Below are 14,498 nucleotides of genomic sequence, written 5' to 3'. Positions count from 1 at the left end.
ACGAACTACTCGTCTTTGGTCTTGTCTACTTTACAAGTGACGCTCCTTTATTAATCTTCAGAGTCGTCTCCACTGTTATTCGGATTGTTCGGATTGTTGTTTCGTTCCGCTGGTACATTTGAGTTATTTTGAGCATTCGCCCCATCATTCGATGACGGTTCATCCGTCGTCGGCTCGTCCGTTGATGGTTCATCTGTCGTCGGTTCATCCGTCGTCGGTTCGTCCGTCGTCGGCTCGTCCGTTGATGGTTCATCCGTCGTCGGCTCATCCGTCGTCGGTTCATCCGTCGTCGGTTCATCCGTCGTCGGTTCGTCCGTCGTCGGTTCGTCCGTTGTCGGTTCGTCCGTTGTCGGTTCGTCCGTTGTCGGTTCTTCTGCTTCAGGATCCGTGACCGTTACTGTCGTCGAAACCGGACCTGATTTTTCTCCAGAAGCCTTCGCGACGACTTGGAATGTCGAGCGACCTGGCTTCAATCCACTGATCGCAATTCGATTCGTCGAGCTCGTTCCGACTGTCGATGATTGACCATCAGCATCCGTCATTGTCACTTCAAACGAGACATCGTCATACCCATTGGCACGAAGCGCAGCATCATTATAGTTCCAAGTCAGTTCACCGCTCTTTGTGTCTTCATCGTAAGATGCTTGTAATCCAGTCGGAGCGGGTACCGTCTTTTTTTCAACGACAGGTTCCTTCGTCCCTTTCACGTACAATTCGTTTCCGATACTGAGGACAGAACTAGGTTGTTCAAATGGTGCCGGCGTACGATCACGTGTCTTCGTGATGAAATCTTTCCAGATTTGTTGCGCCATCGTACTGTTATACGGACCACTGAGCCCTGCACCATTGTTATTGCCGGACTTCGTAGTTCCTGTCCATACACTGATTGAAACGTCTGATGTGTATCCAGCAAACCAGACATCTTTGTAAGCATTCGTCGTCCCAGTTTTTCCAGCTGCGTCAAACGATAATCCAGCGCTTGGGAACGTACCGCCTGGTTTCAAGACATCACGCAACATGTCCGTCAACATATACGCCGTGTAGTCTTCCATTGCTTTTTTCGATTTGACTGGTGATTTGATTTTTGATCCATCACTGTATTCAATCGATTTGATCAGGTGCGGTTTGATATAATCGCCACCGTTTCCGAGTGTCGCATAAGCCCCAGCCATTTGAGTCGTATTGAAACCATGCTTCATCCCACCAATCGCATAAGCTGGTGAAATCGACTCATCGTCTTCTAATTTCAAACCTGATTTTTCAGCGAATGCTTGAACTGGGTCACCACCGATTTCTTGATACGTTTGGATGGCCGGTGTGTTCGCTGAAATTTTTAACCAGTGGCGTATAGTATTCGTGCCACGGTATCCATCATAATAGTTACCAATCTCTTTTCCATTGACTTCTGTTGGTTTATCCGTCAATTGCTTCGCAGTCGACCATTTATCGTTCTCGATCGCTGGACCATACGCGAAGAATGGTTTTGCGGACGATCCCGGTTGGTGCGGTTCATTTGCGTAGTTTCGTCTCGCTGTTCCCTTACCCGGATTTTTTCCGTCTACGACAGCTAAAATCTCACCCGTTTGTGTATTCACTGCCGAAGCAGCTGTCTCTGCATATTCAGGCATTTTAACGATTTGGTCTTTTTTGATGGCTTCGTTCATATAATCGTGCATCGGTTTATCGATCGATGTATAGATTTTTAAACCTTGACCATAGATGTCTTTTCCTTCCAAGCCAAAATCATCTTCTAACTCTTTTGATACCATATCGAAGATGACACTATCGTAAGATTCATCCTTTGTTGACTTCGGTGCCGGATTGATCAATTTTGAGATTGGCTGCTTCACTGCTTTATCCCGTTGTGCTTCTGTAATGACGCCTGTCGTCTGCATCGCATTGAGTACTTGCGTCTGACGCCATTTCGTTAACTTCGGATCTCCTTTAATTGGATCGTATGCCGTCGGACGCTGTGGGAGTCCTGCGAGCATCGCGGCTTCCGCATAATTTAATTTATTTACAGGCTTATTGAAGTATGCTTTTGAAGCGGTTTGGATGCCAAATGAATTTTGACCATAGTAGTTTTTGTTCAAGTACATCTCTAAAATTTGATCTTTTGTATAGTCCTGTTCTAAACGAATCGCGAGCCATTGCTCTTGGACTTTCCGTGTAATCGTCTTATCAAAAGTCAGGAACGACTGTTTGACGACCTGTTGCGTGATTGTCGAAGCCCCTTCAGAACCAAATCCGTCCGTCACGTTCGCGATGATGGCTCCGCCAAGACGACGGAAATCGATTCCATTGTGCTGATAGAAACGACGGTCCTCAATCGAAATGAATGCGTCCTTGACGACTTCAGGGACTTCATCAATCGAGACGTATTCCCGACTCGTTCCACCTTTCGTAATTTCCTTCTTATTACTTGCGTAAATTTTTAGCGGCAAAGCATCACGTAATTCTGCTTCATCCAGCTCAGGAGCAGTAGCTACGGCATATGCTGCAAAACCGCCACCAATCAGCATCATTAAGATGAATAGACCGGTAGCAATCAGTAATAACTTTTTCCAAAGTGGACCTTTCCCACCGGAACCTCCACCTGACTTTTTCTTTTGGGGACGTTTCGTCCGTTTCATCTTTTTCTCAGATGACTTCGTCTCTTCACGACGTGCGACACGACTTCTTTCCATATGCTATCCTTCTCCTTCAATCAAAAAGTGTCTGAATTGAAATATAGTTCGTCCACTGCCTTTAAATAATCGATGGCAGGGTACGCGCCAGTCTCGACTTTGATACCGTCTCGTTCAATGACCGTCAGCGGAATAGATTTTCGTCCGCTTTCTAGCTGATCCCACCAGGGGAACACGTGCTCGACTGAAAGCACATATTGCACATTATACAGACTGAAACGAATGATGACAAAACAAATTCCTCCATGTTCGACACATTGGCGCATGTGTGCGATTTGATGGGGGTGAAAATTTTTTATCGGGAAGGATGTTTTATTCGTCGTCTCCTTCGCTTCGAAATCAATATATTTTCCGCGATAAACACCGTTATAGTCCGTCGTCGACGGTTGCTTGAAATAGGCTTCCTTGACGACCGCTGCCGACCGTTTTGGATAATCGACTTGGACGATTTGTAACGGAGTGGGTTTCTTGTGAATGATTGCCCGATTATGGGTCAGGTAAAACGTATTACTTTCATTCAATAATTTTTCGAGCGTCATCCCTCGATTCGAAAAGGTCGAATCGGTTGATCGCGCCTTCTTGATTCGGGTTCCATGCGACTCGAGTGGCTTTTGAAATTTTTTCCCGTTCGGGTAATTCAAAACGATTCCCCTCCTATCGCGTTTATTGTACCATGATATGTGATTGTACCGTATCGGCCGAGAGGAGTAGTTAAAAACCAATGACAATTGAACCGTTATTACAAGAGATTGAACGTATTTATCAAGAAGGACGTGCCGGAACCGAATATGACTTCAATCGTGACGTCGTACCGTTCGTTGAACGAGCGGATCAACTGATTGCACAGTGGCAAACGAATGCCCAGGATAGTCCTTACTTACGACCTAGCATGGTCGAAAGCGCCGTGGATCAACTGAAGCAAATTTCCGTTCAAGCATTTCAGCCGAAAACGAGTCTGAAACGCTTCAATGAAACGATTAAATCCGTTCGTTATATCGATCGCTTGATGAATGGTGAAGAATAACGATTAAAAAACAGGAATTATCTTCCTTAAGTCGAACACCTAATCATACGAGAGAATGTTTCTACGGTTTCACTTATCAGGCTATAGCTTTTCAGCCGCCTAGCGTGTAAAGTGGCATCAAGAGCATTTCTTTCGAAAAGACTGTGTAATTATTGTGCAATTGGAGGAGATTCATTTGAACAAACGGGTACAATCGAACGTCAAAGGCGTTGACGTCAAAGGATTTCCTAAGAATTCAACCCCTGCCCCGAAGAAATACATCATGTTCGTTGATGAAACTGGGACACCGAAAGGGAATACACAATTCAACTTAACGGGTGTCTTGATGGAATATAAATATGCCATCGATTCGGACGAGACCGGTGAACCAAGTCCGCTTCGTCAACGTTTGATGGATTTTAAGGCAAAAGTTTTTGAAGATCCGCATATTCCGCTTCATTTGAAGGAGATTTTAAAAGCGGAGCATCCGTACGGTAAAGAAGATGGCATCACGATCGATATGTTACGACATTTCTGGATCGCCTTGCCGGAATTTTTAGTTGATATTGATTGTACGATCGTCAGCGTCGAAGTCGATAAACAGAAGCTACAAGACTTCTTCTCGACACCGAAGGATCCGTATGTCGTTGCCTTCGCTCATTTGATGAAGTCGTTTTATTCCTTCCTCGATGAGACAGAAGCAACGAGTGCGCGTGTTGTTCTTGAAAGCCGTGATGATTATCAAAACTTGCTCATTCAAAAGGCGTTCTTCGATATCTTCAATTCGGGAACGGTCCATCTCGACGTCGAAAAAAGTCGTCAAAAAATCAAAGGCTTCATCTTTGCTGAAAAGGACAGCGACCTCTACCAATCTGGTCTTGAGATTGCCGACTTGGTCTGCTTACCTTTATCTCGCGTTCGTCGTGGTGTCATCGAGGTAAAACCCCGGTTTGTCCATTATGGGGACGAAAACCGGATTTTTAAAGCCATCAAAGATAAGATTTACATTCGCCGTGATAGTCCGGACCAAGATTTCCGAAACTGGGGATTCAAAAAAGTACCGATCACGAAAAAGCGTCGTGAATGGTCCGATACTCCTTGGAATGGATGATATGCAAAAAAAGTGGATCCGGTATCGGATCCACTTTTTTTATGGTGTAGCTAGTCCTTTTGTCCGCTTTTTCCCCTCTCGACACATGTCGAGTAACGGGCACGCTTCACAGTTCGGACGTTGTGCCTTGCAGTGATAACGTCCAAAGAAGATGAATTGGTGATGAAGCTTTGACCAACGCTCCCGTTTGAAGCGACGCATCAGTGTCGCTTCAACCTGCGTGACATTATCCTTCCAGCGACAGATCCCGAGGCGCTTCGAAACACGTTCGACATGCGTATCAACCGCAAATGCCGGTACATCGAAAGCGACAGACAAGACGACGTTCGCCGTCTTGCGTCCAACGCCAGGTAAGGCTTCGAGCCCGGCGCGTTCCGTCGGGACTTCTCCGTCGTGTTGCGCAAGGAGTTGTGCCGCAAGCGCTTTGATGTTTTTGGCTTTATTTCGGTACAATCCCAGTCGTTTGATTTTATCCTCGATTTCCTCAACGGGTGCCGCAGCAAGCGAAGCAGGATCCGGATACGCTGCGAACAACCCAGGCGTCACCTGATTGACAAGTACGTCGGTCGCTTGTGCACTGAGTGCAACCGCTACGACCAGCTCAAACGGGTTGCGATGAATCAACTCACAAAATGCATCCGAAAACATCTCTTCTAACGTTGCTTCAATCCGATCGATTTCTGCCTTTCGTAACATCTCCTTAACCTCCCCGCCCTGCGAGATCCTCAAGCGTCTTGATCCCTTCACGTTCCCATGTCCGCAGAATTTGATTGATATAGGTCATTTTGCGGACATTATGATAGACTGCTTCTCGAAGTGCGGCAAGCACTAGCTCTTCCGAAATGTTCTCGATCGTCAACCACTGAATGATCTGCTCCATCTGAAACGGTGACATCATCCCGAGTTCCCGTTCGAATTGTTGGAAGACGGACGGGTTGATCGTATCAAAGTTCGGTGCTTCCTGTTCCGGTGGTGCCATCAGCTTTTCGTAAAGCGGAACAAGCGAATAACGTTCAGACCCATTGACGTTCTCCATTGCCAATAATCCTTTTTGTAATAAACCGAGTGTCGTCTCGATTGTTTCCGTCTCGGATAGTCCAAGTCGATTACTTAACTCTTCCGGTGACGGCATCTCCATACCTTCTGCCCGGCAAGCAAACAGTTGACCAATCAATGTGAACTCGACAAAACTGATGCCTAACCGTTTTGCCTCGGTGAACAATCGTTTCGGTAAGACGACCGTCCCTTCCTCGAATAATTGCACTAAATTATGATTCATCGTATTTCCTCGATTCTCTAGTCTAAACAAGAAATCGACCCGTCGAGACGATGGGTCGATGTTTTTCCTTACTGCTTATGGATAGAGGCGGTTTAGCAAACGTGGGAACGGAATTGTTTCCCGAACGTGCTCGACACCTGTGATCCAAGCGACTGTCCGCTCTAAACCAAGACCGAAGCCACTGTGTGGAACAGAACCGTATTGGCGTGTTTCGAGATACCATTTATAAGCACCTGTCTCGTCAAGACCATGTTTCTTCATCTCAGCGAGGAGTTTTTCGTGATCTTCTTCACGTTGTGAACCACCGACGATTTCCCCGTATCCTTCAGGGGCAATCAAATCATCACACAAGACGAAGTCTGGGTTTTCCGGATCTTCTTTCATGTAGAACGGTTTGATTGCTTTTGGCCAATGCGTGATGAAGACAGGACGTGCGAAGCTGTTTGCGATTGCTGTCTCGTGTGGTGCACCAAAGTCATCGCCGAATTCGATATCATCGAATCCTTGCTCCTTGAGCATATCGATTGCTTCCGTGTACTTGACGCGCGGGAACGGTGCTTTAATGTTTTCAAGGACCGTCAAGTCACGTCCAAGCAACTCAAGTTCTGCACGACAGTTTTTCAGTGCTGATTGCACAAGGTGCGAAACATAGTTTTCTTGGACTTCGAGGTTCATCTCGTGATCGTGGAATGCCATCTCAGGCTCCATCATCCAGAATTCGATCAAGTGACGACGTGTTTTTGATTTTTCAGCACGGAACGTTGGACCGAACGAGAAGACCTTTCCAAGTGCCATTGCTGCCGCTTCCATGTAAAGCTGACCCGATTGTGAAAGATACGCATCTTCATCGAAATATTTCGTATGGAACAATTCTGTTGTTCCTTCTGGTGCGCTACCTGTCAAGATTGGCGGATCCACTTTGATGAATCCTTCTTGGTTAAAGAATTCGTACGTCGCACGAATCAATTCGTTTCGAACGACCATGACCGCATGCTGGCGCTTTGAACGCAACCAGAGGTGACGGTTATCCATTAAGAAGTCCGTTCCGTGTGCTTTTGGTGTGATCGGATAATCGATTGCTTCATGGATGACTTCGATTTTTGAAATTTCCATTTCATGACCAATCGCTGTCCGACCGCCATCTGATTTGATGACACCTGTCACCCATAGTGATGATTCCTGCGTTAAGCCTTTTGCTTGTTTGAATAAGTCTTCGCCGACTGTTTCTTTGACGACGACACCCTGCATGAATCCAGAGCCATCCCGAAGTTGGAGGAAGGCGATCTTACCGCTTGAGCGTTTGTTTGCTAACCAACACCCGATCGTCACTTCTTCTCCTACATATTTGTTTACATCCCGAATCATTGCTTTCAACAGTCAACATCCTCTCTCTATTAAACGGCTGTATGTGCCGTGATGAATCCTTCAATCCGGTCGAGTGCCTCTAGGACACGTGCCGGATCCGTCGCGTAAGATAGGCGGACATAGTCTGGTGCACCAAATCCTGAACCTGGAATCAAGGCGACCTTCGCTTCAGATAAAACAGCTGTACACCAGTCATCGACATTATCGAATCCACACATCTCGGCAGCTTGCTTTGCATGTGGGAACAAGTAGAATGCCCCTTCCGGCTTCAGACACGTTAATCCTTCGATCTCGATGAGTCGTGCATAGATTTTTTCAAGTCGTTCTTCAAAGATGACACGCATCGCTTCGACCGGTGCATCGCCTTCTGCATACGCAGCAACCGATGCTGCTTGCGCAATCGATGTCGGGTTCGACGTCGAATGGCTCGCTAAGTTCGTCATCGCTGAGATGATCTCTTTCGGTCCGATTGCATACCCGATCCGCCAGCCTGTCATCGCATGGGACTTCGAGACACCATTGATGATGACCGTCCGTTCGCGCATCTCTGGCAAGGACGCGATCGAAATATGTGTCGCACCGTTATAGAGCAACTTTTCATAAATCTCGTCACTGATGACGAGTAGATCGTGCTTGATCGCAACATCTGCTACCATCTCGAGCTCTTCTTTCGAATAGACCATTCCTGTCGGATTCGATGGTGAGTTCAAGACGAGTGCTTTCGTTTTTGGGGTAATGTGTTGCTCGAGCAATTCCCGTGTCACTTTGAAGCGAGACGATTCGTCCGTTTCTAAAATGACCGGTATGCCGTCACTGAGTTTAATTTGCTCTGGATAACTGACCCAGTATGGTGCTGGGACGATGACTTCATCACCTGGATCGAGAATCGCTTGGAACAACGTTGATAGTGCATGCTTTGCGCCTGAAGCGACCATGACTTCTGAGCGTTCGTATGGCATCCATAAGTCACGGCGTGTCTTTTCGATGATCGCATCTTTCAAGACAACCGTTCCGCCAGACGGCGTATACTTCGTATCGCCCGCTTCTGCTGCCTCGAATGCTGCTTGGATGATGAATTCCGGTGTATTGAAGTCGGGCTCTCCCGCACCTAAACCGATGATGTCTTGACCTTCTTCACGTAGTGCCTTGGCTTTCGCTGTGATGGCTAGCGTCGTAGATGGTGTCAATTGTCGTACGCGTTTCGATAACATGTCGCCCACTCCCTTTACTTGATTCGTAATCGCTTGATGAAAGAACCTTCTTGATACGTGTAATACGAATAATCATAGCCTGTCGTCGTCTTTGAAACGATCTCGATGACGGCACGATCCTCAAAGCCGTACTTAGCAGACACGATGTCTCCTAGTTCCGGATGATCCGCGATGACCGTTTTGATGGCAATACCATCAGCAACTGGTCGTGTCTCAATCGTTCCTTTTTTCGGAACGAACGCCCGTACCGCCTGTCCATTCTGCTTCATCGTAAAAACGACATATTGACGTTTCCCGTTAAAGACTGATTCGAACCGGACGTCCGTTGGTTTGAGTTCTTTTTTCAGACGCGCCTCTGCTTGTTCGGCGACGCTCTGTTCCCGGTCTTTTGCCTCAGCGATCGTCACCTGATAAACGGCGGTGCCAAGTACAGTCAAAAGGATGAGTGCACTTAGCAGACCAAGCGTGATTTTCCACTTCATGTGCGGTAGATGGTAAAGACCATCTGCTCCTTGTCTTTTTCATCGAGAGCAAGACCGAACATTAAATCTTCCGTTTTCAGTGTCCGATTCAACAAGTCGACGATTTTATACGTATCGTCATGGCGGTTCACTTTGACGGTCGCAAGTGTTTCAATTTTTGAATCCATCTGTATGTCCTCCCTCATTTTTCTCTATCTATTATAATGCGATAGGGTTTATCTGAATAGACTTAATCGCCATCATTCAAGAACAATTCTAGTTCTGCCGTCAGTTCATCAAGCGGTTTTGATAAAACAGGCACTTTCGGCAGACTCGTGACGAACCGTTTTCCATAACGCGTCGTCTCAATCCGGCGATCAAGTACGAAGACGACACCTCGGTCGTTCGTCGTCCGGATCAAGCGACCAAAGCCTTGCTTAAAGCGAATGATCGCTTGCGGTAAGCTGTATTCGAAAAATGATGATTTCCCGAGTTTTTCGATCCGTTCCGAGCGTGCCTGGACGATCGGTTGATCCGGTGGCGCGAACGGTAGTCGGACGATGACGAGACAACTGAGATCATCTCCTGGGATATCGACCCCTTCCCAAAAGCTAGCCGTCCCGAACAAGATACAGGCGTCGAGTTGCTTGAACTGTTTCATCAGTCGTTGCCGTGAACCTTGCGTGACCCCTTGCGAGAGTAACGTAAACCGTTCAGGTAACAGCGGTTTCGTCGCTTCATGCGTCAGTCTTAGCAAGTCATTTGAGGTAAACAAGACGAGCATCCGTCCTTCCGTCACCTCTGCGATTTGTAAGATGGCTTCCGCAATCGTCTCTGCGAATTCCGGCAATGGTACATCCTGTAGGAGCGGGAGATCCGTCGGAATCATCAATCGCACGTTATCGGCATATCCGAACGGCGACGGAACGACGAAACGACGTGTCTCGAACGCATCGAGCCCTAAACGGTTCTCAATGAACTGGAACTTGTTCGAGACAGTCAGCGTCGCAGACGTCAGGATACACGTCCGTTTCGAAAAGACATCGCGTCGCAGTCGCTCTGAAATGTCGATTGGTTGTGTGTAGACCCGTGTTAGTTTCCGGTTCTTAACAGACGTCTCGATCCAAGATACCGTCTCATCGTGCGGGGCAAGCATCGTCTCGAAGATGGCGAGCTCCGCTTCTTCGATTTGTGACGTGATCGCTTTTAAATCTGCGACGAGTGAACGTTCGCGATAACTCATCTGCTCCCGGTGTTCATGGAACAGTTTATGAATCGCCCGGATTGCTTGACGCAAACGCCGCAACACCAATTCAACCCGCTTGGCACTCTCCTGGACGGCACGCATCGAACGGTCGAGTCGCTTGAAGCGAATGCTGACCATTCCTTCCCGTCGTGCTTTGCGGGAAGCCAGTTCGAGCCCGTATGCTTGAATAATCATCAATAGACCGTCTGCTTCTTCGAGCAACGTCGTCAGTGCCTCATCGACCGTCTCACTATGGGCTTCGACCATCTCGGCGATGTCCCATTCTTCCGACAGATCGAGCAAGCGGTGTAATAATTTTTTATCGGACGAATACCCGAGTTGTCGGAACAGACGATCAAACGTATGTCCATCAAAGACGAGACCAAAATGATGGCTCGCGACCTCTTCGATTTGATGTGCCTCGTCAAGAATCAACGGACTTCCTTTCGGTAAGACCCCTGCTTCGAACTGCAGATCACTAAACAACAAGGCATGGTTGGTGACGATGATCGTTGCATCCTTTGCTTGGCGAATCGCATGTTGGAAGAAGTCCCGGCTGTACCACGGGTCAAACCGCCCGAGTTGCGATTGGCTATCAGACTGGATCAACTGTTTGATCCCGATATTGCCTTGCGCTGCACCGCCTGGTAAGCTGACTTCTTCTAAATCTCCCGTTTCCGTCTCCGTCAACCAGACGAGTAGAATTGCTTTTGCGAGCGTGAAGTTATAAGCATCCTCTTGATCATTCAAGAAAAATTCGAATTTCCGTAAATCAATATAGTTACTCCGTCCCTTAAGCAATGCAATCTGGACCGGCGCATCGAACAGTTGACGCAAGAGCGGTAAATCACGCGCGAATAGTTGCTCCTGCAATTGAATCGTGTGCGTACTGACGACGATCGGGACTTCATGTTCAAGTGCGTAATGCGCTGCCGGAACAAGATAACCGAGCGATTTTCCTGTTCCTGTTCCCGCTTCGACGAGTAACGGTGTTTCTTGATCGAGCGATTGATAGACATGACGCATCATCTCGAGCTGCCCACGTCGCTCTTCATATCCTTCGAATAGACGAGGGAACGTAACGGTGTTCAATTCATCAACGAATGGTCCGAACGGTTCAAGAACGGGCGGATGCGTTAAGCGTTCGATCGTCTGGCGCTTTTTCAAAGCGATTTTACGGAAACGATCAAACTGTGAATCTTCCTCGATGCCGACTAAACGAATCGCATGGCCGATTTCCTCTTCGATGGCACTGAACAGGCGTGGTGATAAACGTCTTAAGTGCTTCAATGTCTCAAGCGGCAACGTATGTAGTCGTTTGAGTAGTTCAAGCAACAATTCAGCCGTCGCCGAAGCGTCACTCCCTGCCCGGTGCGCCTCTTGATGGGCAAGTTGTAATGACTCTGACAGATGCGACAGCGCGTGGCTTTCTGCTGTCGGAAGTAAGATTCGTGCGAGTTCGACCGTATCGATGACAGGACCTGTGTACGGCAAGTATCCTTCCTCTTCTAACGCATCGTTTAAGAAGTTTAAATCGAACTGCACATTATGTGCGACGAAGACACCACCGTCGAGCAATGATAAGACACGCGGTGCGATGACATCGAATGTCTCGGCCTCTTTGACATCCTCATCCGTGATGCCCGTCAACTGGGAAATGAATGGAGGAATCGGTTGGGTCGGACGCACGAAGGCAGACAATTGTTCTGTCAACTGTCCATCTTCAATGACCGCCATGCCGATCTCAATCATCTCATCGCCAGCCTTTATGGAATGACCTGTCGTTTCCAGGTCGACTACGACGTACTTTTTCTTCAACACTGATCCTCCACCTTTTATCCATCCTCTCCATGACCGGATGGCATTTCATTCTTCATCTTAACAAAAAAAGAGACCCGCTGACATGATCGGGTCTCTAAAATTTCATAAGATCGTGTGGGCGATTTCTTGAGACAACATTTGTTTGATGTCGTTCTGTTCATTTAGAACAGCCACTTTTGGAACATGTGTCGCGATTTCTTCCGTCGATAGTTGCGCGTACGCCATGATGATGACCTCATCCCCGACTTGGAAATGGCGTGCTGCCGCACCGTTCAAACAGATGACACCTGAACCACGAGCACCTTTAATCGCATACGTTTCAATCCGTGCACCGTTCTGATTGTTCGTCACTTGGACTTTTTCATTTTCAAGAATCCCGACAGCATCGAGTAAATCCTCATCGATCGTAATCGAACCAACATAGTGTAAGTTCGCCTCGGTGACCCGGGCCTTGTGTAGTTTAGCGTGCATGAATGTGCGTAACATCGTCATGCTCCTCTCGTATATAGTAAATTATCGATCAAGCGTGCCGATGCAAACTGCACGGCGACTGCTAAGAGAATCGTAGTCGTTTGTTCAGTGACGGGTCTTAGTGACGGGTAGTCGACGGCTTCGACGTAATCGATTGTCGTCCCTTCGAATGGAAGTGCTTCGCGCGTCCGCTCGAGAACCGTTTCAACAGGCACCCCTTGATCGAGTGCTTGTTTCGCTTGTTGCAACGCCTGCTGAATTCCTGGTGCTTGCGCCCGCTCCGTTTCCGAAAGATAGACATTACGTGACGATTTCGCTAGACCATCCGCTTCGCGAATGATCGGGCAACGGACGATCTCAACCGGAACGAAGTAATCCGCGACATACGCTTCAATCAATGCGAGCTGTTGTGCGTCCTTTAAACCGAAATATGCACGGGTTGGACGGACGACGTTCAATAGTTTGCTGACGACCGTCAACACACCATCAAAATGTCCTGGTCGTGATGCGCCGCATAAGACATCATCACCGGAGCGGACCGTAACACGGGCCATATCCAGCGGATACATCGTCTCGTTCGTCGGATAGAACAGATAATCGACCCCTTCTGCCTCCGCGATTTTCTGATCGCGTTCCGCGTCTCGTGGATAACGATCCAAATCTTCGTTTGGTCCGAATTGTGTCGGGTTGACGAAAATACTCAAGACGACGACATCATTCTCTTGTCGTGCTTGTTTGAGCAAGGAGGCATGCCCTTCGTGCAAGAATCCCATCGTCGGTACAAAACCGATTGAACCGGCTCCCGCTAAACATTCGCGTAACGTCTGGACGTCCTGAATGATCTTCATTCCTTAGTCCCTCCATAAAGCGCACCAATCAATTCTTCGTCCATCTGGAACGAGTGTGCTAGTTCAGGGAAGGTGCCGGCTTTGACGTCTTTGACGTAAGCAGCAATCGCTTCCGTTCCTGAAGTATTCCAGTCCGTGTACGCTTTGACGAACTTCGGTAAACGACCGACACCATACGTCAAGATGTCATGATAGACAAGTACTTGACCGGCGACGTCTGCACCGGCACCGATGCCGATGACCGGAATCGAGAGGAGCTCTTGAATGCGTTTCGCGAGCGGATGCGGCACACATTCGAGGACGAGCATCTTCGCTCCGGCACGCTCTGCTTCCAAACTGTCTGCAATCAGTTGTTCGGCTGCTTCTAATGATTTCCCTTGGACTTTGAATCCTTCAAGGACACCAACGGATTGTGGTGTTAATCCGAGATGCGCGACGCAAGGCATCCCAGCGTCCGTCAAACGACGAATCGTCTTTAAGATCTCCCCTGCCCCTTCCAGCTTCAAGGCATCTGCCTGCGACTCTTGAAAGATACGCGCCGCTGATTCAAGCGTGCGATCAAATGAACCGTGATAGCTTGCGAACGGCATATCGACGATCATGAACGTCTGTGGTGCGCCGCGGCGTACCGCACGCGCATGATGAACCATGTCGTCGACCGTGACGGCAATCGTTGAGTCATAGCCGAGGATGACGTTTCCGAGGGAATCGCCAACGAGCAACATATCAACTCCTGCTGCCTCCGATAGTTTTGCTGAAGGATAATCATACGCCGTCAACATGACGAGCTTCTCTCCAGCTTGTTGTTTTTTGAGTATTGGACCCATTGTGTGCATCGTGTTCTCTCCTTACGTGTGTAGGGAGGACAAAAGGAAAACGCCTTCTTCTCCAAAATAAATGCATGCGGAAAAGAAGGCGGAATAATTGAATATCGTCCTTCTGTCCCTGTCCGTTAAGATCAAGGCAGTTGAAACAGCTAAAACTGGCACCTGTCA

14 protein-coding genes are annotated in these 14,498 nt (G+C 48.0%); 2 read left to right on the top strand and 12 right to left on the bottom strand.

Features of this window, described 5'->3' with window-relative positions; all coding sequences use genetic code 11:
- Positions 1–50: 50 nt before the first annotated feature.
- Together EXG77_RS06470 and recU are read right to left on the bottom strand one after the other, a co-directional pair.
- Positions 51–2,687, bottom strand: a complete 2,637-nt coding sequence (locus EXG77_RS06470) for a PBP1A family penicillin-binding protein (RefSeq protein WP_052017100.1) — start codon at positions 2,685–2,687, stop codon at positions 51–53.
- A gap of 20 nt (positions 2,688–2,707) precedes the next feature.
- Positions 2,708–3,334, bottom strand: a complete 627-nt coding sequence (gene recU / locus EXG77_RS06465; protein ID WP_035396916.1) for a Holliday junction resolvase RecU — start codon at positions 3,332–3,334, stop codon at positions 2,708–2,710.
- Between the two features lie 74 nt (positions 3,335–3,408).
- Here recU and EXG77_RS06460 point away from each other — a divergent pair, with 74 nt between their 5' ends.
- Both EXG77_RS06460 and EXG77_RS06455 read left to right on the top strand, forming a co-directional pair.
- Positions 3,409–3,711: a DUF1798 family protein gene (locus tag EXG77_RS06460; RefSeq protein ID WP_023468613.1), complete on the top strand. Its 303-nt coding sequence runs from the start codon at positions 3,409–3,411 to the stop codon at positions 3,709–3,711.
- A 175-nt stretch (positions 3,712–3,886) separates the two neighbouring features.
- Positions 3,887–4,801, top strand: a complete 915-nt coding sequence (locus EXG77_RS06455; protein WP_023468614.1) for a DUF3800 domain-containing protein — start codon at positions 3,887–3,889, stop codon at positions 4,799–4,801.
- A gap of 39 nt (positions 4,802–4,840) precedes the next feature.
- On the opposite strand, the gene nth is transcribed toward EXG77_RS06455, so the two are convergent.
- From nth to panB, 10 genes are all read right to left on the bottom strand, one after another.
- Entirely contained in the window at positions 4,841–5,497 is a 657-nt protein-coding gene (gene nth / locus EXG77_RS06450; protein WP_035396850.1) for an endonuclease III, read from the bottom strand.
- 4 nt (positions 5,498–5,501) lie between these two features.
- Complete coding sequence (locus EXG77_RS06445) at positions 5,502–6,080, bottom strand: DnaD domain-containing protein (protein ID WP_023468616.1); 579 nt, start codon at positions 6,078–6,080, stop codon at positions 5,502–5,504.
- A gap of 75 nt (positions 6,081–6,155) precedes the next feature.
- The gene (gene asnS / locus EXG77_RS06440; RefSeq protein WP_174316766.1) at positions 6,156–7,445 is read right to left on the bottom strand and encodes an asparagine--tRNA ligase; all 1,290 of its coding nucleotides are present in this window, start codon (positions 7,443–7,445) and stop codon (positions 6,156–6,158) included.
- A gap of 29 nt (positions 7,446–7,474) precedes the next feature.
- Positions 7,475–8,656 (bottom strand): pyridoxal phosphate-dependent aminotransferase, encoded by a 1,182-nt coding sequence (locus EXG77_RS06435; protein ID WP_035396847.1) that lies wholly within the window; start codon positions 8,654–8,656, stop codon positions 7,475–7,477.
- 14 nt (positions 8,657–8,670) lie between these two features.
- On the bottom strand, positions 8,671–9,138 hold the full coding sequence (locus EXG77_RS06430) for a hypothetical protein (protein ID WP_023468619.1): 468 nt from the start codon (positions 9,136–9,138) through the stop codon (positions 8,671–8,673).
- Entirely contained in the window at positions 9,135–9,305 is a 171-nt protein-coding gene (locus EXG77_RS06425; protein WP_012370646.1) for a YpmA family protein, read from the bottom strand. Before EXG77_RS06425 ends, EXG77_RS06430 begins: the two co-directional genes overlap by 4 nt.
- Before the next feature lie 62 nt (positions 9,306–9,367).
- Positions 9,368–12,184, bottom strand: a complete 2,817-nt coding sequence (gene dinG, locus EXG77_RS06420) for an ATP-dependent DNA helicase DinG (RefSeq protein ID WP_238987921.1) — start codon at positions 12,182–12,184, stop codon at positions 9,368–9,370.
- A 102-nt stretch (positions 12,185–12,286) separates the two neighbouring features.
- Positions 12,287–12,670: an aspartate 1-decarboxylase gene (gene panD, locus EXG77_RS06415; protein ID WP_029341994.1), complete on the bottom strand. Its 384-nt coding sequence runs from the start codon at positions 12,668–12,670 to the stop codon at positions 12,287–12,289.
- A gap of 2 nt (positions 12,671–12,672) precedes the next feature.
- On the bottom strand, positions 12,673–13,503 hold the full coding sequence (gene panC, locus EXG77_RS06410) for a pantoate--beta-alanine ligase (RefSeq protein ID WP_035396845.1): 831 nt from the start codon (positions 13,501–13,503) through the stop codon (positions 12,673–12,675).
- Positions 13,500–14,339 (bottom strand): 3-methyl-2-oxobutanoate hydroxymethyltransferase, encoded by an 840-nt coding sequence (gene panB, locus EXG77_RS06405; RefSeq protein ID WP_035396844.1) that lies wholly within the window; start codon positions 14,337–14,339, stop codon positions 13,500–13,502. The genes panC and panB overlap by 4 nt, the downstream gene beginning before the upstream one ends.
- Positions 14,340–14,498: the final 159 nt, after the last annotated feature.

Source organism: Exiguobacterium sp. OS-77 (genome assembly GCF_000414195.2).
In the GTDB taxonomy this organism is placed as follows: Bacteria; Bacillota; Bacilli; order Exiguobacteriales; family Exiguobacteriaceae; genus Exiguobacterium_A; species Exiguobacterium_A indicum.
Note: the sequence above shows the minus strand (reverse complement) of the source record. Positions and strands in the feature narration are given on the sequence as shown.